General features: G+C 43.0%; 22 protein-coding genes and 1 other RNA gene. 20 read left to right on the plus strand and 3 right to left on the minus strand.

The genetic code is table 11. The features are described from left to right. The first annotated feature begins 89 nt into the window (after positions 1–89). The 4 genes from ACKU41_RS02230 to ACKU41_RS02245 all read left to right on the plus strand — a co-directional run bounded on the left by ACKU41_RS02230 (position 90) and on the right by ACKU41_RS02245 (position 4,544). Positions 90–1,442 carry a hypothetical protein gene (locus tag ACKU41_RS02230; protein ID WP_321403831.1) on the plus strand — a complete coding sequence of 451 codons (1,353 nt, stop codon included), beginning with the start codon at positions 90–92 and terminating at the stop codon, positions 1,440–1,442. 163 nt (positions 1,443–1,605) lie between these two features. Then, a complete protein-coding gene (locus ACKU41_RS02235; RefSeq protein ID WP_321403833.1) occupies positions 1,606–2,220 on the plus strand; it encodes a hypothetical protein in 615 nt (204 codons plus the stop codon). Positions 2,221–2,252: 32 nt separating this feature from the next. Next, on the plus strand, positions 2,253–3,014 hold the full coding sequence (locus tag ACKU41_RS02240; protein WP_321403835.1) for a DUF4198 domain-containing protein: 762 nt from the start codon (positions 2,253–2,255) through the stop codon (positions 3,012–3,014). A 159-nt stretch (positions 3,015–3,173) separates the two neighbouring features. Beyond that, positions 3,174–4,544 (plus strand): response regulator, encoded by a 1,371-nt coding sequence (locus ACKU41_RS02245; protein ID WP_321403836.1) that lies wholly within the window; start codon positions 3,174–3,176, stop codon positions 4,542–4,544. 5 nt (positions 4,545–4,549) lie between these two features. On the opposite strand, the gene ACKU41_RS02250 is transcribed toward ACKU41_RS02245, so the two are convergent. Next, positions 4,550–4,753, minus strand: coding sequence for a hypothetical protein (locus ACKU41_RS02250; RefSeq protein WP_321403839.1), 204 nt, complete (start codon positions 4,751–4,753; stop codon positions 4,550–4,552). 132 nt (positions 4,754–4,885) lie between these two features. Between ACKU41_RS02250 and ACKU41_RS02255 the strand changes: the two genes are divergently transcribed. The 5 genes from ACKU41_RS02255 (at position 4,886) to ACKU41_RS02275 (ending at position 10,309) form a co-directional block, all read left to right on the plus strand. Next, positions 4,886–5,212, plus strand: a complete 327-nt coding sequence (locus ACKU41_RS02255) for a hypothetical protein (protein ID WP_321403841.1) — start codon at positions 4,886–4,888, stop codon at positions 5,210–5,212. Between the two features lie 149 nt (positions 5,213–5,361). Continuing rightward, positions 5,362–5,721: a transfer-messenger RNA gene (ssrA, locus tag ACKU41_RS02260) on the plus strand. 96 nt (positions 5,722–5,817) lie between these two features. After that, positions 5,818–7,548: a site-specific integrase gene (locus ACKU41_RS02265; protein ID WP_321403844.1), complete on the plus strand. Its 1,731-nt coding sequence runs from the start codon at positions 5,818–5,820 to the stop codon at positions 7,546–7,548. Positions 7,549–7,900: 352 nt separating this feature from the next. Continuing rightward, the gene (locus ACKU41_RS02270; RefSeq protein WP_321403846.1) at positions 7,901–8,452 is read left to right on the plus strand and encodes a recombinase family protein; all 552 of its coding nucleotides are present in this window, start codon (positions 7,901–7,903) and stop codon (positions 8,450–8,452) included. Between the two features lie 471 nt (positions 8,453–8,923). Further along, entirely contained in the window at positions 8,924–10,309 is a 1,386-nt protein-coding gene (locus tag ACKU41_RS02275) for a hypothetical protein (RefSeq protein ID WP_321403848.1), read from the plus strand. A gap of 473 nt (positions 10,310–10,782) precedes the next feature. On the opposite strand, the gene ACKU41_RS02280 is transcribed toward ACKU41_RS02275, so the two are convergent. Both ACKU41_RS02280 and ACKU41_RS02285 read right to left on the minus strand, forming a co-directional pair. Beyond that, the gene (locus tag ACKU41_RS02280; RefSeq protein WP_321403850.1) at positions 10,783–11,385 is read right to left on the minus strand and encodes a DUF2628 domain-containing protein; all 603 of its coding nucleotides are present in this window, start codon (positions 11,383–11,385) and stop codon (positions 10,783–10,785) included. Further along, positions 11,385–11,843 carry a hypothetical protein gene (locus tag ACKU41_RS02285; protein WP_321403852.1) on the minus strand — a complete coding sequence of 153 codons (459 nt, stop codon included), beginning with the start codon at positions 11,841–11,843 and terminating at the stop codon, positions 11,385–11,387. Before ACKU41_RS02285 ends, ACKU41_RS02280 begins: the two co-directional genes overlap by 1 nt. A 104-nt stretch (positions 11,844–11,947) precedes the next feature. Here ACKU41_RS02285 and ACKU41_RS02290 point away from each other — a divergent pair, with 104 nt between their 5' ends. The 11 genes from ACKU41_RS02290 (at position 11,948) to ACKU41_RS02340 (ending at position 20,597) form a co-directional block, all read left to right on the plus strand. Then, the gene (locus ACKU41_RS02290) at positions 11,948–12,181 is read left to right on the plus strand and encodes a helix-turn-helix transcriptional regulator (RefSeq protein WP_321403855.1); all 234 of its coding nucleotides are present in this window, start codon (positions 11,948–11,950) and stop codon (positions 12,179–12,181) included. Positions 12,182–12,672: 491 nt separating this feature from the next. Next, positions 12,673–13,872 (plus strand): phage integrase central domain-containing protein, encoded by a 1,200-nt coding sequence (locus tag ACKU41_RS02295; RefSeq protein ID WP_321403856.1) that lies wholly within the window; start codon positions 12,673–12,675, stop codon positions 13,870–13,872. Between the two features lie 14 nt (positions 13,873–13,886). Further along, positions 13,887–14,543 carry a hypothetical protein gene (locus tag ACKU41_RS02300; RefSeq protein WP_321403858.1) on the plus strand — a complete coding sequence of 219 codons (657 nt, stop codon included), beginning with the start codon at positions 13,887–13,889 and terminating at the stop codon, positions 14,541–14,543. Positions 14,544–14,690: 147 nt separating this feature from the next. Continuing rightward, positions 14,691–14,915: an AlpA family transcriptional regulator gene (locus tag ACKU41_RS02305; protein WP_136672021.1), complete on the plus strand. Its 225-nt coding sequence runs from the start codon at positions 14,691–14,693 to the stop codon at positions 14,913–14,915. Positions 14,916–14,934: 19 nt separating this feature from the next. Then, positions 14,935–15,306, plus strand: a complete 372-nt coding sequence (locus ACKU41_RS02310) for a DUF3987 domain-containing protein (protein WP_407944426.1) — start codon at positions 14,935–14,937, stop codon at positions 15,304–15,306. 94 nt (positions 15,307–15,400) lie between these two features. Continuing rightward, positions 15,401–16,441 carry an IS481 family transposase gene (locus tag ACKU41_RS02315; RefSeq protein WP_321401718.1) on the plus strand — a complete coding sequence of 347 codons (1,041 nt, stop codon included), beginning with the start codon at positions 15,401–15,403 and terminating at the stop codon, positions 16,439–16,441. 46 nt (positions 16,442–16,487) lie between these two features. Then, a complete protein-coding gene (locus tag ACKU41_RS02320) occupies positions 16,488–17,042 on the plus strand; it encodes a DUF3987 domain-containing protein (RefSeq protein WP_321403865.1) in 555 nt (184 codons plus the stop codon). Next, positions 17,020–17,757: a DUF3987 domain-containing protein gene (locus ACKU41_RS02325; protein WP_321403867.1), complete on the plus strand. Its 738-nt coding sequence runs from the start codon at positions 17,020–17,022 to the stop codon at positions 17,755–17,757. Before ACKU41_RS02320 ends, ACKU41_RS02325 begins: the two co-directional genes overlap by 23 nt. 267 nt (positions 17,758–18,024) lie before the next feature. Further along, positions 18,025–18,330: a plasmid mobilization protein gene (locus ACKU41_RS02330; RefSeq protein ID WP_051249765.1), complete on the plus strand. Its 306-nt coding sequence runs from the start codon at positions 18,025–18,027 to the stop codon at positions 18,328–18,330. Next, entirely contained in the window at positions 18,321–19,841 is a 1,521-nt protein-coding gene (locus ACKU41_RS02335) for a relaxase/mobilization nuclease domain-containing protein (RefSeq protein ID WP_321403869.1), read from the plus strand. Before ACKU41_RS02330 ends, ACKU41_RS02335 begins: the two co-directional genes overlap by 10 nt. A 12-nt stretch (positions 19,842–19,853) precedes the next feature. After that, positions 19,854–20,597 (plus strand): ankyrin repeat domain-containing protein, encoded by a 744-nt coding sequence (locus ACKU41_RS02340; RefSeq protein ID WP_321403871.1) that lies wholly within the window; start codon positions 19,854–19,856, stop codon positions 20,595–20,597. Positions 20,598–20,603 lie beyond the last annotated feature (6 nt).

Genomic DNA, 20,603 nt, shown 5'->3' on the forward strand with positions numbered 1-20,603 from the left:
CATTAACCAAAATTACAAATTTCGGTGTTAAGTTTATTAAATAAATGCCGATTGAATTTGTAATGGTCTTAAAATTTAAAGGAAAAATTATGCTGAGATTACTGACCCTTCTCATAACCATCCTCATGCTTCCGTCCATAGCACTCGCATGGCCGGGAAAAATAGTAGCGGTGGAAGGAGCCACAACATTCGTGGTTCTGAAAAATGGGCAGACCCCTGTAAAAGTGAATATTGCCGGGGTAAAGCCTTCGCCGAACATGGATCCGGCCAAAGCCCGTATGGAAAGCAGTAACGATGTTCTGATGCGCGATGTGGAAGTCCGGGAACTCAGCAAAACCGAAGACGGCACCATTATTGGAGACATTACTGTTGACGGCAAATCCCTCTCAAAAGAACTGCTTGATGACGGGATTGTGGAAAGCTCAGCTCAGGCTCCGCCTGCAATTGATACGTCCCCGGTAGAGTTACCCAAAGAAATCACCGAACCGGCAGCACCGGTACAAGATACAGCCCAGGCAACAGAAGCCAATGCTGATGAAATAGTTAATGAGCTCACTCCTGAACAATCAGCACAGGCTCAAGCTGCGGCTCCCCAACCGGTTCAACAACCAACTTTCCGCCCTGCTCAGCCCCAGCCCGGACAGGTGCAATATGTTCAGGTTTATCAGGCTCCACAGCAACAATTGGGACTATGGCCGGGACGTCCGGCAGCACAACCTGTGCAGCAGACCTACACTACACAACAGCACGGTATTCAACCTGTACAGCAATCATCCCCAACTTCCGCTCAACAAACAGAGGCTCCCCGGATGCAGCAGCCCGGCGATGCGGCAAAACAAGATTACGATCTGGCTGTCAGTGTACAAAAGAATTCCCGTAGAGACCGTAAACCTACAGGTTTTTTTACAAAAAAACGTAAATCAGAAACCTATGTCGGTGTAAACTCCGGTTTCCATGCAGTTATGCAGCCTAAGTCTAATGTTCCGTATGAAAATTGGGGATCAAACGATGCAATAAGCATCCGCCATTTCTTTCCTTCAGGACTAGGAATCGGTGGTGATTTCAAATATTCATTGAGTAATGGACGGTCTGGTTCTTATGCTCTCAACTCAACCGATTCAGCAGATTATGATTACAAAAAGAAGTCTTTCAGTACTTATTCATTAACAGCCTCCCTGCTTTACCGTTATTATACCGGTAAAAATTTAACCGCTTATATTGGCGGCAGCGGCGGCTATGCTTTCTTTTCCCACCCCGATACAGAATTCCATCTTTCCGACGGAGCTCCTTTGATAGGCTCTGAAACCGGAATATTATATAAGTTCGATTCCGGTTTTACGATTGGCGGAGATATTAATTACACGACTCCCATCGGGGGTAAATCTGACGATCCCAATGGATATCTCGGCACTTCGCTCAACATTGGCTACACGTTTGATTGATTTTAGCAGCATAACAAATAAAAAAAAAGCTCTTAACATATTTAAGTTAAGAGCTTTTTTTATTTCTTTATTGACTTCATTTTCTTGTCTTTGTATTACTCATACCAAAAGAGTAGCACAATACAGCTATTCATTTTAATTTTTCATAATCAGGGGAGAAAGAATGTCGTTTAAGCAACATTTTTGTATGCAGCTTCTAATTTTATTTGTTATCGGAAGCCATCCGGTCTTTGCCCACAGAGTAAGCCTGTTTGCCTATGTTGAAGGCGATACAGTGTTTACGGAAAGTTATTTCAGCAAAAAAAGAAAAGTACATCAGGGAAAACTTGAAATCTTCAGTACTGGCAGCAACAAACTCCTGCTTACAGGAATTACGGATGACAACGGAGACTTCAACTTCCCTATCCCCGAAACAACAAAAGCCGAAAAAAGCGGTGTGTTAATCAAACTGCATGCATCAGAGGGCCATCAGGCTGTATGGACTTTAACTCCGGATGAAATTTTCCCTGAGTCGTCCACCGCACAACCCGCTGCAGAAGACTCTCCCTCCCCTTCTCAAGCCCCACAAGTCAAACAATCCGCAACAATTGTCCCCGGATCTGAACTTGCCGAACTTTCTTCACAGGTAAAAACGCTGAGTAACAAGGTCGAGACTCTCAAACGACTAATTATCAGTCAGCAGGAGAAAGGCCCCGGCGTTAATGAAATATTTTCGGGGATCGGATACATCCTCGGACTTTTCGGTATAGCCGCTTTTTTTCTTGCACGGAAAAAGTAGCTTTTCCATAACCTTTCATACGGAGTGATTCCATGCGTAAACTGTTTATTTCAACTCTGGCCTGCTCAATGCTTCTTCTTTTTTGCGGTTCCGCATTTGCCCATTTCGGAATGCTGATCCCCGGAAACTCAATTATCACCCCGGCCCAAAAAAGTACAAAAATTGAGCTTTCTTTTTCACATCCTTTTGAAATGGCCGGTATGAATCTGGTTAAACCCAAAAAATTCAGCGTTTATCATGACGGCAAAGAGACCGACCTTCTGCCTTCTTTGAAAAAAACCAAAAACATTGGCCATGATGCCTTCAACACTGAATTCAAATTTAAAAGACCGGGCATGTATACCTTCTTCATGGAACCGGTTCCCTACCCGGAGCCTGCAGAAGACAATTACATTATTCACTATACCAAAACCATCGTCTCCGCCTTTAACGAAGGAGAAAACTGGAACACTCCCCTTGGTGTAAAAACAGAAATCGTCCCGCTGACCCGCCCCTGGGGCAACTATGCCGGTAACGTTTTTCAGGGAGTTGTTTTGCTGGACGGTAAGCCTGCACCCTTTACCCGCGTAGAGGTTGAACTTTACAACAAAGACGCAAAATTTGAAGCTCCTTATGAGTGCATGGTTACCCAAGAAGTTCTTTGCGATGAAAACGGAGTATTCACATTCGCCTGCCCCAAAGCCGGCTGGTGGGGATTTGCCGCACTGAATGATGCTGATTATAAAATAAAAGGAAAAGATGTTGAGCTTGGAGCAGTGCTCTGGATTGAAATGATTCCTTATAAAAGCAAATAAATAGAGACAATCTGCTTGCAAGCTGGTTATTATTTATGGCCGGTAGCATCTAGCTGCCGGCCTTTACTTTTATCCTCAAGCTCATTATGACTTTTTGTACAGATATACAAAATAAACATAAAATACTGTTTTATTTGTAAAAAGACAAACGGAGCATGAATGCTTAATCCTCAGGTTTTGATTGTCGACGACAGCAAAACTATCCGATCTGTCATAAGTTCGGAATTAAAGAAGTACTCAATTGACGTCACTGAGGCTGCTGACGGCCTTCAGGGGCTCAACTATACCCGTGAACGGCATTACGATCTTGTAATCACGGATATAACAATGCCCGGTCTTGACGGCTACCAGCTCTGCACAGAAATCAAAAAAAACCCGGACACGCAATCGACTCCTGTAATCATGCTTTCCAGCAACGAGAGACATGAACAAATCGAAAGAGGATTCGAAGTAGGAGCGGCTGCGTATGTTACCAAGAACAAAGCCCGGAAAGATTTACTGCCCTATATCAGAGAAATTCTGAATCGTGCCAAACTTCTTCGCGACAAACTTGTTCTAGTTGTGGATGACTCAAAATACATCCTAAACGTTGTGGAATCCGGCCTGACTTCAGCAGGATTTAAAGTCATCACAGCACGCAATGGATTAGAAGCATTTGAAATGGTCAGCGAAGTAGCTCCGCATCTGATTCTTTCCGACATAAATATGCCGGTTATGGATGGTATTAAACTGTGCGAGAAAGTGCAGAACCATCCCGGACTTTCACATATTCCTTTTGTAATCATGAGCTCCGGTTCAGACCGTAGAACCATGCGCGAACTGCTGCACAAAGGGGCTGCAGCGTTTTTAGTCAAGCCATTCAATATTGACCAGTTAGTGATTACTGCCGAAAAGCTGCTCAGTGACCATTTTCAGATTATTTTACAACAACGTGAGCTTTTTAAGAAAGAACGCACGTTGCTCATGGGCAGCATCACCAGTCTGATTCAGGCCCTTGAAGCAAGGGATTCTTACACCAAGGGACATTCAGATACGGTGTCTAATTTATCCGTCAGCATAGCCAAGAAGCTCGGTTTAAAGGAATCTGAAAGAGAACGTATCGCATTTGCTGCAAGACTGCATGATCTAGGTAAAATCGGCATTCGCGACGACATACTGCTTAAAAACGGACCTCTTACTGATAATGAATTTGCCAAAATCAAAGAACACCCTGTTCTGGGAGCTGATATCCTTAGCCCTATCCCGAGTATGGAAGATATCATCCCGGCTGTGCTTCATCATCACGAAAAGATGAACGGAACAGGCTATCCGCATGGTCTTTCCGGCAACAAGATTCCGCTCTGGGCACGTATCATTTCAACTGCGGATGTTTATGATGCCCTGACAACAGACCGACCTTACAAAAAAGCTTTTACTCATCAGCAAACGATGGAATTTATCGATAATATATGTCCCAATGAGTTATGCCCGGAATGCGTCAGGGCATTTCAGGCTGTCATGCAGGAAACGACAGCCAACTGCACTAGCTAAAAAGCTTATACCGGCTGAAGTTTATCCAGACCTGAGACTTCCCAAGCCCTTTCTTTATCTACTTCTTCACCGTTTTCCAAAACCTTGGCCTCCATGTCCTTAGCCACATCAGCGCTCTCATCCACACCCATCATGAATATCCGTTTCTGATTGGTGTCATAGATGTAAGCTGTTTCCTCATAAATATAAAACTTGAAAGGATTCTGCATAGTTCCTCCATTAAATTATTATTCTACAACATCAGGCTTTTAGCACTTTGCGCAATGACAAGAAAGAGATATTATTATAGAAATTCAAGTTACTGCGAACAGCATCAGCATATTAAGCAAAAGAGAAATGCCATGAGACAACACCGGAGAAGGACTCCCCTAATCCTACTTATCCTGACCATCGTTTTGATCAGTACAACTGCAATTGCAGATACCTCCAATTTTAAATGCGACGACGGACCTGGTTGCATTGACGAAAGGGTCAATTTCGGGACAGCCAAAATTAAATGTACTGATATTAACGGAGATGTGCTTTCAGATTGGGTTTGCGAATATGAAATGGAATATTCCTGCCGCGATGAACTGACAGGTGAAGTACGCAAGGGTGGCTATGATCCACAGGGGACATCCTTATGCTCTGAACTTTGCGGCCCCTGCGATGAAGGCTGGGAAAAATAAAAACTACTCGTGCAGCACTTGCCAACTGTCCGGTAATGCTATAACTAAACGTTCTTCACCTGCAGGGCTTAGAAGAATTATCTTTCTGTAAACCTTGCATCATCTTCCTGCGTGTATATCATATAAGTAGGAAGAAGTTCTTTGAAAATGGGGGCGCATTGGTTTCGACGGGGGTGAATGAAGCCAAGGTTGCAGGTCGTGGCGCCGCTGGCCACGTAAAAAGCGGCACAATCATAATTGCAAACGACAATTACGATTACGCAATGGCAGCTTAATTAAGCTTGCCATGTCATAGCTTTGATGTCTGATATTAGCTTTGACAACAACCCTATCAGGCTGGCTATCTCTGCGTTGCACGTCCGTAGAGAGGCGAGAACCTAGCACGCGCTGGCTCATATGTTGCCTGTTCAGGGGCGTTCATACGGGCGAGATACAATACTTGAACTAAACCTGTAGATGCCTTGGTGGAGCATTCTCGGACGGGAGTTCGACTCTCCCCGCCTCCACCACCCTATTGAAATAACTGAACTTTTTCAGTTTTAAATTGGTTCATGGTAAATCTAAGCTAACTTTTAGTACAAAGGTTAGTACAAAAAGGATTTATTATGGGCCTTTTTTTATGCCTTCAGGGTCACACCTACCATTATAGAAAAGTTATACCCGCCCCTTTGCGCCCCTACCTTGGTAAACGTGAAATTAAAAAAAGCCTTCAAACTGGAAATAAGCTTGAAGCAAGGCGCAAGTCTTTGGTATTGGGTGAAAAAGTTGAAAAAATTATCCAATATACGAGGGCGATAATGGCGAAATCAACACTTTCAGATGAAACGAAAAAGAAAATCATAACCCAGTACTTTCAATATCTCATCGAAATGAATGACAAGATTCTTGATGACGATTTCAACAACTACCCTCTTATTACAGAGACTTGTGAAATATTTTCAGCTGACCCAACACCTCTAATTAATCTTTTCAGAAATCATGGCGAAGAGATGGATTTAGAAACAGCCATCGAAAGTCACAATAAAAGAGACTTTGACCGCCTTATTACAGATGTAAAGATGTCTGCTGAATATAATGGCCATCGTTTGAATGATAAAGATTTTAATGGAAGCTTTCTGAATAATCTTTCTGTAGCAAGAATTGATGCAGCTCGTTTTATTTGCGACCAGCGAGAAGGCAAATGTCCAATAACACCAAAAAAATATCTACCTAAGCAACAACCTCAAATAAATGAACCAGACTCACCCTTGCTGCAAGAAGTTGTAGATGCTTACGTCGAGGACCGTACCAAGACAGGCAGGTGGAATGAAAAATCAAAACAAGAGAACATTGCTTGCTATAAGACATTCATAGAGTTCGCAGGTCAAGACATTAGATGTGCAGACATAAACTATAAACTCATGACAAGATATAGAGATGCACTGTTAATGCTTCCGCCGAATATTAACAAGTCACGGAAGTATAGAGATAAATCAATACACGAAATTTTAAGCATGCAAATTGACGTAACAATGTCACCCAGCACTGTTAACAAAAAACTGAATAGAATGTCATCGCTATTCAAATTTGCTGTTAAAATTCAAAGTATGCAAATTAATCCAGCAGAAAAATTAGAACTGAAAATTGAAACAAAAGATTCTGACCTACGAGAAGTATATACCAATCAAGAGCTTCAACAACTTTTTGACTCACCGCAATACGTAAACGATAATTTCACATACCCTTATATGTTCTGGGCGATTCCTATTGCCCTATTTACAGGCATGCGCCAAACGGAAATAGCTCAGTTGTATCTTGATGACATCAAACAAGAAGATGATATTTGGTATTTTGATATTAATGACAGTACATATGATAAAAAAATAAAAACTAAGAATGCTAAGCGCAAAATCCCAATGCACAACTTCTTATCAAAAGAATTAAATCTACCAGCATTTGCCCAACGCTTACGAGATTCAGAACAGAAACGACTTTTTCCTGATATAAATCGAGGAAGAGACGGATATGGACAAAGGATAAGTCGTTGGTACAATGGCAACTCCAGCAACTCATTAGGATACAAAATAAAATGCGGAATCAAACCGTCTAACAATGAAGCGAAAAAAGACTTTCACAGTTTCCGGCACACACTAATCAACCACCTCAAGCAAAAACTTGTTGATTCCAAACTCTTACATGAGTTTGACGGGCATTCATTAGGTTCAATGACACTAGATAGATACGGCAAAGCCTACGAAATCAAAACCGTATTCGAAGAAATCGTCTGTAATATCAGCTTTGACCAAGACTTAAATTTGAAACACTTAAAGAAATCTAAACATGTACTTGGCAAATAAGGATTCAAGACGATGAAAAGATATCATCCCCTCCCCTTAACCCTTACACATAATAACGCGCGGGCAGAGTATAAACAAAGTCCAATCACGCCACGGCTGTCCTTGCTCCCCCCTACACCTTAAATCATACCAAAATGGTATACAATATTACCAACACAAGCTCAAGTAGCACGAAATACTAAACTTGTGTCACCAACAGACAATCACATTCACACTGTCATTCTGGGGTAAACTCTAAGTTGACAACCTAAAAACACCAAACAGTGTCAGTTTAGAATTGTTTTCGTATTTTATTGACAAGTGTCAGCTTAAGTCCTAGACTTCTTATTAACACACTTAAGGAGGATTAAGCATGAGCCAGAGAATAGGATACATTAGGGTAAGTTCCTTGCTTCAGAACACCGAAAGACAGCTTAACGAAATTGAGCTTGATAAAATATTCAAAGACAAGGTTTCAGGTAAGGATACAAACCGCCCTGCACTTACTGAATGCCTTGAATATTTGAGAAAAGGTGATTCGCTGCACGTCCATAGCATTGATAGACTGGCTCGCAACCTGAAGGACTTACAAGATATAGTCGAAAGCCTCTCAGCAAGGGGAATATCTGTTCATTTTCATAAAGAGAATCTAACCTTTGACGGGCAAGTATCCTCACTTCAAAAGCTTATGTTTCAGATGCTTGGAGCGTTTGGTGAATTCGAAAGGAACCTTATCAGAGAAAGGCAAGCAGAAGGAATTGCTATTGCCAAGCAAGCAGGGAAGTACAAGGGCCGTAAGAAAGCCTTAAGCTCTTCACAAGTATCAGAGATTCAGGAAAGAATGAATGCAGGGGAAAAAGTAACCCACTTAGCAAATGAATACGGTGTTTCCCGCCAGACGATATATAAAAACATCAACGCCTAGCCCCTGCCCCCCCCCTTAGTATTATTTACTACAGGGGGGTATCTCTATTGATCGCAGGGTCAGCAGTACAAGTCGAAACGTATTTTCATGGTCGAACCTCCATGAAGAGTAAAAGACTTAAATCTAGTCTTTTGAAAACTGAATCCGATCTGATAAAAATCTCCTTAAAAAGTGGAACCCTCATAGTTACGTGTTTTAAAAAATTTTAAGCGTTGTTAGTATCAATCTGGACCCATAGGTCGACTTTATAGTAAAAATGGATTCTAGGCCGAAGACTCTATGTAAAACACCATATTTAGAGCATATAAATAAATTTATGAGACACAGTAATTGTCAACTTGAATGCAATATACAAAAAATAGGCCTATTACGTGATATATTTCAATGGCTACTATTGACAATTTTAACTAAATAACTAGCTATATGGAGGCGAAACAAAATACAACTCAAACCATAAGAAGAGGAATATGAATGGAAAGACTTTTCATCGAAGACGAAACAAAATATAAGGAGAAGCATTTAAACTTCAGCATACTACTAGATGCATATAATAGGGCAGAATTCAAAGGGCTAAACTCTTTTGTGGAGGAGATACGCAGAGATGCACCTTCTGGTCTCATTGGCAAGATAAGTAAATCTATCGAAAAGAACAAGAAGAACCTCAATTCGGTTGTCCTGAACCTGTTTGTAGCATGGAGAATATCCAAACGTCTTTACATTGCGGTTCCTCTGGCAAAAGATCGCTACAAGAAGAGTGAACGGTTAGGTAGATTATTTTTTAACCGCGAAGGAGTCTCGAACGCTATCAAATTATTGGAGCTTAAAGGATTGATAGAGGCCCACAAAGGTAGCTTCAACCGAGAAACACAAAAAGGACACTTTACACGGATAATTGCGACCGAAAAACTTCAAGAGATGTTTAGCTCTATGATTATTGACCTGCCTAAGATTGTTCCAGAGCACCAACCTGTATATCTTAGAAGGGCAAACAAAGAGAATATCAACATCAAAGCAGGCAAGCACGCCCAAAATGCCAAGCCATTCAAGAAGAATGTCGATCTGATAAATGAATTCCATAGCAAGGCCAAATGGACCCTCAATATAACTGAGGAAGAGTTCATTCAGGAATATATTATCAAGAAAATGGCGGCCCCAAGCAAAAAGAAGAAAAAGGGTAAAAATACTCGCAAGCAGACGACTTACCCGCCAAATCCTCTTAAGACAAAGCTTCACAGGGTATTTAATGTCGATTTTGAACACGGTGGAAGGTTCTATGGTATTTGGCCCCAAAATGCTCCAAGCTCGCTCAGAAAGCATATACTGATTAACGATGAGCCAACCGTGGAATTAGACTTCAAGGCAATGCACCCAACAATCTTATACCACGAAGCTGGAGTAGAATGCCCTAAAGACCCTTACCAAATTCTCGATTACAACTCTGAGGAAGAACGGAGACGAAACCGGAAGTCCATGAAGCTGCTTTTCAACATGGCACTAAATGCCAGATCCAAGGAAGAGGCTTTCGCTGGCTACAGGGGAAAAGCATTGACTCTGGGCGATAAGATAGCAGCTGGAAGCCGAAAGAAGGAGTGGTACACTAAGGCCTATGACACTATGGAAAAATATCATGCTCCAATTAAACAGAGCTTTGGAACCGGAGACGGAACAAGACTTCAGCGAATTGATTCGGACATAGCAGAAATAGTGTTACTCAAGTTAGCGGAGATGAATATCCCAGCAATACCCGTGCATGACTCTTTTTGTGTTCAGGAAAGACATGAGGAGACTTTAAGAAAGACCATGCAGGAAGCTTCTGAGGCTGTTGTAGGGATTGCTCTTGCTGTAGACAAAAAATAGCCTCTTAAAATCTCGCTAGCCCTTATTTTGTAAGCACTCACTCGCTGTATGATAAACTAATTGGCCTAGTAATGAGATATATTGTTATTTCTGTTATTACAGTCTTTATATATTCTATGTTTTTTTTTTTTTTTTTTTTTTTTTAACATATCATATTACTTAATATCTTCCCTTGTAACTCTTTAATAGTTACCTAAATAATACCAATCTATGAAAACCAACCAAATCATAGGTATAATCTAAATAGATTTATCTATATTTGTCTTGAAATAATTCTCTGAATATGTTATAATAGCGTAGAAAGTTTGGGAAAGTGCCGCTCCTCTCTTTCCTTGCTGACTTGCTAGCTTCCTATGTAATGCCCTTCTGTGGTGCGTTTATATATGCCTCAAGGCTGCATCTTCACTTTCGGACCTTAGCCCGAGATGCAGCCTTGTATCACTATGTCTCATTTTTTTTTATAATAATGGTCGCTATATAGGCTCTACTTCGGACCCACAATGCTTACATTTGATAGCCTTAGCTTTTATTACTTCAAAACAATAAGGGCATTCTCGACTATCTGACAGAACTTTATTTTTTTCATTCATATCAACATACTCATCCGAAAATGCACTCAATACCTTTTTGCATCCCTTGCAGTACTTAGCCCCTTTTTCAAGATCGTATCCACATTCACTACACTTAAAATTAATATTAGCTGACTTCGTTTTGCAGAAAGGACACCAACTTGATTCAAAGCATTCTGAACTTTCATTTTTTTCATTTCCACACTCAGAACATGTAGCAACGACATTTACTATTTCAGTCTCTTCCCGGACATACCCTGAATGACCTCTCTCATTTGTCCACTTCCACCCATTTTTTAGATAGTGATTCTCCATTATTGATTTCGCAAAAAAAGGGTAAATTAACCATGAAATACCGCCAGTACAAAAGGCAATAATTAAACTAGCAGCGCAATGAGTCCATACACCTTTGACTGCGAAATAAAATGGACCGAACAAAAGCACTATCCAGCCAACATTATCAGACACTTCCTCAACATAGCCATTTGAAGGATTTTTGAATTTCATTATTCATTCACTCCAACAAAAGGCACATACTTACTGGATTTAACCTCTGCTTGCCCCGTACTGCTATCTATTTGCCTAATCCCTGCACAACGAGCATTAGGAGCAATTACAAGAAAGCTACTCCCATTAGCCTTAACTGCTACCTGAATAGATTCTTCCTTAATGGTAGGAGTCCAACTACCAAAGCATTTCACCCCAATAGTATGCCGTCCTTGATTCAACTTGAATTTTGTATATTGGCCTGAACCGATCTCAAAAATATCACTTTCGTCAACAGTCACGACATAACTTATAGCTGCACCTACAATACTACTTTCCCGGATTACATAAACTTCACCTGCCGAATTTACATTCTTTATTTCAGGCAAAGTCCCTATAGCACCAGATGAAGCACACCCCGAAAACACGCACAGACAGCCAAGAAGAGCCACCAGCGATATAATTTTCATCTCCTTCATATTTACCCCCTCCATTGAACAGTTCAAATAAACCTTCTTATATCCCATTTTGGGATATTTCATTCCGGCGTTTAAACTTCCCTCTTAACCACAAGAGAGAAGAAATGAAATCAATCTACACGCCTGAATATAATGATCTTATATCTTCGCTTCGACTAGCCCGCAAAAAGGCCGATATTACACAAGAGGAGCTAGCCAAACGCCTTAACAAACCTCAGTCGTTCATCTCAAAGATCGAAAGCAATGAACGGCGTATAGATATTGTGGAGTTTATCCATATCTGTAGAGCCATTAACGCCAGCCCCACAGCCTTGCTGCAAGAAGTCGGGTTACTCTAGCTTTCCCCGCCCCTGCCTTTAACCGCCTTTTAATATAGACTTAATCATACCAGCCTTGAAATTGGCTCTGTAGATTTATTGCATACACCTAATGATTATATTTGTCACATCCAAATTTACCTAGGATGACCTGCATAACAATTAATTCGAATCCTCATTCAGGAATCGAATTGACATAGAGGGCGGTTTAGTACAATAAGAAGTACAAAATGGAGTGCGGTAACATCCATGCAACCAATATATTGATACATTTTTAAAAATGTGTATCGCCTCTCCCCGCCTCCACCATTTCATTGATTTCATACTGTCCCATACAGTTTCACAAAGAACTCTAAACCCTTGTTATTCATACGAATAGCAAGGGTTTTTTCGTTTCTTCTACGTTCGTTATAGTTCGCTTAACCCCGTTGACATCCGTGGTTTGATATGGGTAGACGATCGAGTATATCGCAAATACTCATCCAATCTACCCGCAAAAAGGAGGAACCCGCATGGCTCTTACCGTAAAGCAGATTCAAGCCGCAAAACCCAAAAAGAAATTATACCGCCTCGGAGATTCAAATGGGCTCTGTCTCGAAATCACACCCTCCGGCACAAAACTGTGGAGATACCGATTTCGTTTTAACGGCAAAGAAAAAATGATGTCTTTAGGCTCCTACCCTGCGACCAGTCTAAAAGAAGCCCGAGACAAGCGAGACGAGCAACGTAAAATTCTAGAACGTGGTATAAACCCCTCCGAATACAAAAAGGACCAACAAGCTGCGGCAAGTGGAGAAAATGAATTTGAATCAATCGCCCGCGAATGGCACACCAAATTCAAAAGTACTTGGACCGCTGGACACGCCCAAACAGTTATCAGACGTCTTGAACTGAACTGTTTCCCTTGGATCGGCAAAATGGTTGTCAGTGAGATTGAACCGCCGGATATCTTAAAAGTCCTCAGAAGAATTGAAAGCCGGGGTGCGCTTGAAACAGCCCACCGTGTACGCAGCATTCTCGGTCAGGTTTTACGTTATGCCGTAGCGACCGGCCGCGCGACTCGCGACGCTACTTCAGATCTTAAAGGTGCTCTTCCGCCAGTAAAGCACAAACACATGGCCTCAATCACTGACCCTAAACAAATCGGTCCCCTACTCAACAGTATTGATGAATATGAAGGCAGACACATAACCAAGTGCGCTTTGCAACTGGCTCCGTTAGTTTTCGTCCGCCCCGGAGAACTTAGACATGGTCTATGGAGTGAGATTGACCTCGAAGCAGCTGAATGGCGAATCCCTGCGGGCAAAATGAAAGCTCGCCGTCCACACATCGTGCCGCTATCCCGGCGAGCCTTAGAAATTTTATATGAACTTAAGCCCCTTAGCGGTGATTGTGAGTTTTTATTTCCAAGCGTACGCAGCCAAGCATACCCAATGAGTGAAAACACCGTTAATGGTGCCCTGCGCCGTCTCGGCTACAGCAAAGAAGAAATCACTGGTCACGGATTCCGCTCAATGGCGTCGACAAACTTAAACGAGAATGGTTGGAAACCAGATGTGATTGAGAGACAGCTAGCTCACGTTGAAGGTAACAGCGTACGAGCAGCATACAACCATGCCGATTATCTGCCAGAGCGACGTAAAATGATGCAATGGTGGGCTGATTATTTAGATGCTTTGAAGAATGAAGAAGAAATCCCAGAGATCAATTAAAACTGGAGGTTAGTATGAGATCATTTTTAGAGTTAATTGATAAAAAAGAAGACATTGCAAAAGACATTTTTCCAATTTTCATGCTGTATACAGCAATTGGAGTATCATTTTTATCCATTGGTGAAGAAATCTTTTTCGGATGGTTTATCCGAATCGCAATGCTGGTAGCAATATTTATCTGCTACGCGATAGTAATCATCAGAAACCATAAAAAGATATCAGATTTGGAAAATGAACTGGAAGTTCTTTCTAGTACTAAAAAATTTATTCTTAGCGAACTTCATGATGCCCAACAGAATACGAAAGAAAACACAGTGGAAGATCTGGAACAAACTTTAGTTCTTAAGGAAAAGATTAAATCCTTAGAAACACAACTCGCCGAACAAGAAGACATCATAAGCAAAAATAAATGGAAAAAATGGTTTATCCCTGCATGCACTGCTATGGGGGATATTATTCGTGAAAACACAGTTAATTCAAGCCATCCTATCATAATCGAAAAAGAACAATTTTTTACCAGAGTGATATCGCACTATCCAAATTTCAATGAAATTAAAAACGTAAAAGGAGAACCTTTTGGTTCAGCTTTAAGAGAGTCATGGAGATGTGTTCCGGTCACGGTTAAAGATATGACAGGAGGTTCAGGAAGGGGTAAAAAAGCCTCGAAATAGATATTTAAGACTCAAATTCTTTAAAAATAAAAACCATAAAAACAATTACTTATATTTTTCTACCCCCTTTTACCCCTTCAACCCGTCTAGAAAACAAATCCGATTCTTGTAGGCTTTCCTCAAACGTCAAAAAACGGAGGAAAGCTTATGAGAACCGAATCAAACCAGACTTCATACCACTTGCCTAATACGGGCTTTGTGAGACTTGTAGATGTCCTGAAGGTCATCCCGGTATCTAAAACAACGTGGTGGAAAGGTATCCAGACCGGCAGATTCCCGAAGCCGGTCAAACTCACTGAACGCACAACAGCATGGCGTGTTTGTGATATTCGCAGACTGATTGATGAACTCCCAAATCAGAGCGAAGCCTAACATGTCTAATATGGCGTCCATGGCTTTTGAGGGGAGTAACTTGCTCCCCTCGCCAACCTCTTTCCCGCAAGGAGTTCTCCCGGCCAGTGTTGAAGACTCGCTATCCGTAGCAGCTTCAGCCTTTACGGTTCCTTTTGCCGTTCCTGCCGTAACCTTTCTTGCTGTGATCGGTGCAGCAGTCGGAAGAACCAGAGGCCTTGAAATTAAACCAAGCTGGATCACGCACCCGAATCTATATTGGGGACTGGTAGCGCGGTCGGGCATGGGTAAAAGTCCGTGCTCAAATGCCATATTAAAACCAATTCATGAGCAAGAGAATGCTGCATTTAAAGAGCATAAGCGAGAGTTAGAAGCATACGAGCTGGAATTAAGTGTATTAGTTCCGACTTGATCTGACATTTCCTCTTGAAACAGAAGAGGTTCTCCTTTTTGATGGGAATACTAAGGAACCATCAAAACAGGGCACCGTGCCCAAGGAGAACCACATGTCCAGTTTCAATCAAAACATCATAAAACACAAGATAGGTCTGCTGAATCTGGCGGAAGAACTCGGTAATGTTTCCAGAGCTTGCAAGCTGATGGGCTTTTCTCGGGACACCTTTTACCGGTATCATTCAGCCAAGGAAGAAGGCGGTGTGGAAGCACTTTTTGATAAGTCCCGTCGTAAACCGAACCTGAAGAATCGGGTAGATCAGGCAATCGAAGACGCAGTTGTTGTTTACGCAACTGACTTTCCTGCTCATGGACAAACAAGAACCAGTAATGAGCTAAGAAAGTTGGGCGTTTTTGTTTCGCCTTCAGGAGTTAGATCCATTTGGCTCCGGCACAATCTCCATAATTTCAAGCTCCGGTTGACTGCGCTGGAGAAGATTTCAGCAGAGCAAGGAGTTGTACTCACCGAGGCGCAGGTTCAGGCCCTTGAGAAGAAAAAGGATGATGATTTGGCCTGCGGTGAAATCGAAACAGCCCATCCTGGCTATCTGGGTAGTCAGGACACCTTCTATGTCGGCACAATCAAAGGCGTTGGGCGGATCTATCAGCAGACTTTTGTGGACACCTATTCCAAGTGGGCAGCCGCAAAGCTCTACACAACCAAAACGCCGATCACTGCAGCCGATATGCTCAACGACAAGGTCCTTCCTTTCTTCGCGGAGAAGGAGATGGGCATTTTGCGCATGTTGACCGATAGGGGAACCGAGTACTGCGGATGCGTTGAGAAACACGATTACGAGCTGTTTCTTGGCGTTTGCGGCATTGAGCACACAAAGGCTAAGGCACGTCATCCGCAAACAAATGGGATTTGCGAACGTTTCCACAAAACAATTCTGGATGAATTTTACAGGGTCACGTTCAGGCGCAAGATCTACACTTCACTGGAAGAATTGCAGGCTGATCTCGATATCTGGATTGATGAATACAACACACAACGATCTCATCAGGGAAAAATGTGTTGCGGTCGAACACCACTGGCAACTATGCTGGATGGAAAAGAACTCTGGAACGACAAGGTTCTGAGTTTAAACTAAACTGACAATTTCGGTCCCATCAAAAAGGCGGACTGTCAGATCAAGTATGAACCACTACAAATTAAGGGAATGGCAAAGCTCTTTTGCTCGCGCTCAGCGCAAAAACGACACGCTTCCAAATAAGCCCATCTACCCTACTTGGGAGCAGATTTACGTTGAGGACAGTACCACGCAAGCCGTGGGTTCAATTCTGTCCAATAATCCCCGTGGCATTCTCTGGTACCGTGATGAACTTTCCGGTCTGCTGGCCGATCTAGGCCGCTATGACAACAAAGGCAGTGACGGAGGCGACAAAGCCCGTCTGCTTTCCGCATACGATTGTGGCGCATGGAAAGTATCTCGCAGCACTAAGGACGCTCTTCATATACCTCACGCCTGCGTTTCTATCTTCGGGACAGTCCAGCCAGATCTACTTCCGTCACTCTTCAAGCACAAAGACACCGTCTCCGGCTTCTTGCCTCGCTTCCTGTTTATCCGCTGTGAGCAAGAAGCTCCGCCCCTATGGACATCCGAAAGCTTCGATGGAGAACCGGCTGACCATATCCATGGATTCATTCATCAGGCATTAGACTTGAATTTTGGTCCGGAGAACTCCCCCTGAAATAATAAAGCTATCCGATGCGGCCAAACACACAGTCAAAGACTGGTACGACAATCAGGTCTTGTCTCACTGGTATCAACCGGAGCTTGAACAATTCGAATCTCTTGCACCCAAATTACGTGGCGCATTCTTCAAAATCTGCCTGATTATTCACATGTTGGACTGCTGGAGCACTGGCAAATCTGAGATGAGCCCTGTTAATCATGAATCAATTCAGCGAACCATTGTTTTGATGGAATGGCTTCAGGAACAGCAAAGACAGGTCTGGACCTTACTTTCTGCCGGAAACAAATTTCAGGAAGCTTCAGCCATTGAACGGAGAGTTGCAAAGGCCATTGTTAAGCTTTCTGTAAGCCTAGAAAAATCATTTCTGCCTACTTCAAAAATCGTTGATTTTCTCAACAAAGATTTACCTCAAGCATTTCACATCACATCAGGTACAGTTGGCAAAACCTATAAGAAATTAGGTCTCGAATCGAGCCGCACAAATAAGGTAAGAGGGGCTGAGATATCGCCTGAAATTATCCAAGCTCTTTCTAAGCACTTCCCACCTGAAAAATCCGTCACAAGCGTCACAAGTGTCACTGACACAGTTAAAAGTAAGGAATTTCAAGATGATAACAGAGTGACACATAAGGTGACACCAATTTTCAACCCGTCACCAAGTGTCACCGATAAAAATGTACATAAAATCAGCAACCTACAACAGGAGTGACGGATGTGACACTTGTGACACCGCATTTAGGGTTAATAACTCATATTGATAAAAGTGCTCTCATATTTCTCCATGGAGTTAAACCTGCGACCCAATTTCGCGCCAGCAGGATAGACCAAAATTCGTACATAGTAATGTGCTGTAGCTGTCCAAGCCAGTTTACCCAATGTTGCACATCGGGAACTGGCGAGGGAGATTCTCTCCCTTCGATCCCACGTAAGATTAAGAGCCGTGCAAGCACTCCACTCTCTGCGAGGTTTAGACTCCATGAAGAATAATGAAGAGAAACGCACCGAGTTCGTGAACACACGTGTCACTCCATCGGAAAAGAAAATACTCAAGCTTCAGGCTGAAGCCGAAGACATGAGCCTAGGCGATTATGTGCGCGAAAAACTCAATCGCCCAAGAGTCAGGAAGACGAAAGCAGAAAGACAAAAAGTCATCCACTTGGCCCGCATCGGCAACAACATGAACCAAATAGCTCGCTGGGCAAATACTTATAAGAAAAATGCTGAAGCGGCACAGGTGGTCCTAGCTCTCCTCGAAATCAAGGAACAGCTCAAATGCTTATGAAAGTGTTCCGGCACGGAGTTGGACGCGGGGCGAAGGTCGTTGAATATGTGACGGGTAAGAAGGACTCCAAGAGAAAGGAAAATCCACCTGAAGTACTGCGTGGAGATCCAGACTTAACTTCAGACCTCATCGATACCACTACCCGCAAATGGCGATACACTTCCGGCGTTCTTTCATGGGCTCCGGAGGACAAGGTCACGCCTGAAGACGAAAGAAAGCTTATGGACAGCTTTGAATTATACGCTTTTGCAGGTCTTGAACCGGACCAATATTCAATCCTTTGGGTGCGCCACAGCCATGCTGGCCATCATGAAATGCATTTTGTGATTCCGCGCACAGAACTACGAACAGACAAAGCTTTCAATCCCTGCCCGCCGGGATGGGAGAAACAATATAATCCGTGGTGTGAACTTCACAACCGTCGTCACAACTGGGCACGCCCTGATGAAATGAAACGCGCAAGGTTGGTCAGTCCGGGAAGCTCGATACAGAGCTATAAATCCGGCAATGCCTCAGAGGTAAGGCGGACCGTAACTGAAGCGATAGTTCAAGGTGTGGAAGCCGGTCTTATTCATAACCGGCAAGACATCGTCAGGACTCTTGAGGAATTCGGGTTTGGTGTACCGCGCCAAAGCAAAGAATACATAACAATCGAACTACCAGAAAACGACAACAGCACTGTTTCCCAGAAACGGAAAAACCGCCGCATCAGGCTAAAAGGAGTACTTTATGCAAGATCATGGACAGCCGAGCAATTCAAACAACGCGCTGAGCTTAGCCGAGAAAATGAAGGAGCAGATGGAGGAGCAAGTGCAAAGCTCCAAGCTGATAATTCAAGAAGGATTGCAGAGCTTGAGAAAAGCGTTTCTAAAATCCGCCAAACACGAGCTGAGTACCATCGAAACCGCTATAAAAACAGAGACCGCAGAACTCTCGAAAATTCAACAAACCTTAATCCGCGACATGCACCGATCCTTGAAGATCCCAGTCGCAGTATCATTAGCGGTGACATTCGTGTGTTGTCTGGTCCTAGTGGGCGGGACTCTATTCTGGATAGATCTTCAGGGAACAACCCTAGCAGAGCTTTCCGAAAAGATAGAACACCAGAGGACAATAGAGAAAAAGCTCGTAAGCTGGGGAGTAACGCCCCTTCTGGACAACAACCGCAGGTTCATAGTTCTGCCAGCCGGAACAAGCCTGAAGCAGAATTGGCAATCAGGAAACCGTCCCGCCATTTTACTCAAGGATTGAGCCATGAACGAATTACAGAAGAGCTTATCGGACGCGCTGAACCGAATCGCAAAGGAACAAGCTCGCCGTCTGGACGAACAAGATCAAAAGATAGCCGAACTGGAAAAGGAAATACAAGGTTGCCGGGACTTGCAGAGCGAATTGGAGCAAGTTTTGAACGAATTGGAAAAATTAGCTCAGCTCTAGTCCAGAAAATTATGACCCCCAGAAGCCGCAAAAAGACTTTAAAAGCTGGAATTAATAAACTATTGAGCAGGTAAAGGAGTCAGTAAATGAATCATTACGAAGGAAATATAGAAGATGCGCTCAGCAAACACGACATAGAAGCCGTATGGGAATGGCTGGAGCATGGCGGCAATCCGCGCCATATCACTGAATACGGAGATTCACTGCTCCATATCGCAGCGTTAAATGATAACACCGATGCCACAAAGCTGCTGCTTGATGTCGGCGTAGATCCTAATAACCGTAACGCCGAAGACCTCACCCCCATATGCTACGCGAGCAAGGCTGAAACAATCATCATGCTGCATGAATATGGCGCATCCTTGACCGTTGAAGATAGCAATTACGGCCCTCCCCTACACCGGGCGGCCTGCGGTCTGTCCGTGGAAGCAGTAACGACCATGGTCGCTCTTGGTGCTGATATTTATGCCAAACCTTCAGACGGAGGATTACCGGCAATATATAACAGCTTTCTTTCGGATAACTGCAAAGCAATGTTGCTGGCGTTCATCTCAATGGGCTTCAGTGTTAACGGCCAAGAGGGACATCCCCTGCTTCATTATGCTTACGGAAGTGCTAGACTTGAAGCGGTCGAACTACTTCTAAAACTTGGTGCAGATCCAACTCTCAAAGACGAGAATGGCAGGGACTTTGAAACCTTTAAGGAAATGGTGAAAGAGCGCCGAAAAGCAGCCAACAGTCAGTCCATAGAGGCAGAACAAGAAGTTAATCCTTTACTTGAAGAATTGGATAAGCAATTAAAGATAAATGAGCAGCTTAAACAGGAATAAAAGAAT

The sequence above is a fragment of the Maridesulfovibrio sp. genome (genome assembly GCF_963678865.1).
Lineage (GTDB): Bacteria > Desulfobacterota > Desulfovibrionia > Desulfovibrionales > Desulfovibrionaceae > Maridesulfovibrio.

Coding starts and splice junctions, on each gene's coding strand:
- ACKU41_RS02300 (WP_321403858.1), top strand. CDS start 13,887: ATGAGATCATTTTTAGAGTTAATTGATAAAAAAGAAGACATTGCAAAA.
- ACKU41_RS02250 (WP_321403839.1), bottom strand. CDS start 4,753: ATGCAGAATCCTTTCAAGTTTTATATTTATGAGGAAACAGCTTACATC.
- ACKU41_RS02240 (WP_321403835.1), top strand. CDS start 2,253: ATGCGTAAACTGTTTATTTCAACTCTGGCCTGCTCAATGCTTCTTCTT.
- ACKU41_RS02245 (WP_321403836.1), top strand. CDS start 3,174: ATGCTTAATCCTCAGGTTTTGATTGTCGACGACAGCAAAACTATCCGA.
- ACKU41_RS02340 (WP_321403871.1), top strand. CDS start 19,854: ATGAATCATTACGAAGGAAATATAGAAGATGCGCTCAGCAAACACGAC.
- ACKU41_RS02235 (WP_321403833.1), top strand. CDS start 1,606: ATGTCGTTTAAGCAACATTTTTGTATGCAGCTTCTAATTTTATTTGTT.
- ACKU41_RS02290 (WP_321403855.1), top strand. CDS start 11,948: ATGAAATCAATCTACACGCCTGAATATAATGATCTTATATCTTCGCTT.
- ACKU41_RS02270 (WP_321403846.1), top strand. CDS start 7,901: ATGAGCCAGAGAATAGGATACATTAGGGTAAGTTCCTTGCTTCAGAAC.
- ACKU41_RS02315 (WP_321401718.1), top strand. CDS start 15,401: ATGTCCAGTTTCAATCAAAACATCATAAAACACAAGATAGGTCTGCTG.
- ACKU41_RS02295 (WP_321403856.1), top strand. CDS start 12,673: ATGGCTCTTACCGTAAAGCAGATTCAAGCCGCAAAACCCAAAAAGAAA.
- ACKU41_RS02265 (WP_321403844.1), top strand. CDS start 5,818: ATGGGCCTTTTTTTATGCCTTCAGGGTCACACCTACCATTATAGAAAA.
- ACKU41_RS02230 (WP_321403831.1), top strand. CDS start 90: ATGCTGAGATTACTGACCCTTCTCATAACCATCCTCATGCTTCCGTCC.
- ACKU41_RS02255 (WP_321403841.1), top strand. CDS start 4,886: ATGAGACAACACCGGAGAAGGACTCCCCTAATCCTACTTATCCTGACC.
- ACKU41_RS02305 (WP_136672021.1), top strand. CDS start 14,691: ATGAGAACCGAATCAAACCAGACTTCATACCACTTGCCTAATACGGGC.
- ACKU41_RS02310 (WP_407944426.1), top strand. CDS start 14,935: ATGGCTTTTGAGGGGAGTAACTTGCTCCCCTCGCCAACCTCTTTCCCG.
- ACKU41_RS02330 (WP_051249765.1), top strand. CDS start 18,025: ATGAAGAATAATGAAGAGAAACGCACCGAGTTCGTGAACACACGTGTC.
- ACKU41_RS02320 (WP_321403865.1), top strand. CDS start 16,488: ATGAACCACTACAAATTAAGGGAATGGCAAAGCTCTTTTGCTCGCGCT.
- ACKU41_RS02280 (WP_321403850.1), bottom strand. CDS start 11,385: ATGAAATTCAAAAATCCTTCAAATGGCTATGTTGAGGAAGTGTCTGAT.
- ACKU41_RS02275 (WP_321403848.1), top strand. CDS start 8,924: ATGGAAAGACTTTTCATCGAAGACGAAACAAAATATAAGGAGAAGCAT.
- ACKU41_RS02335 (WP_321403869.1), top strand. CDS start 18,321: ATGCTTATGAAAGTGTTCCGGCACGGAGTTGGACGCGGGGCGAAGGTC.
- ACKU41_RS02285 (WP_321403852.1), bottom strand. CDS start 11,843: ATGAAGGAGATGAAAATTATATCGCTGGTGGCTCTTCTTGGCTGTCTG.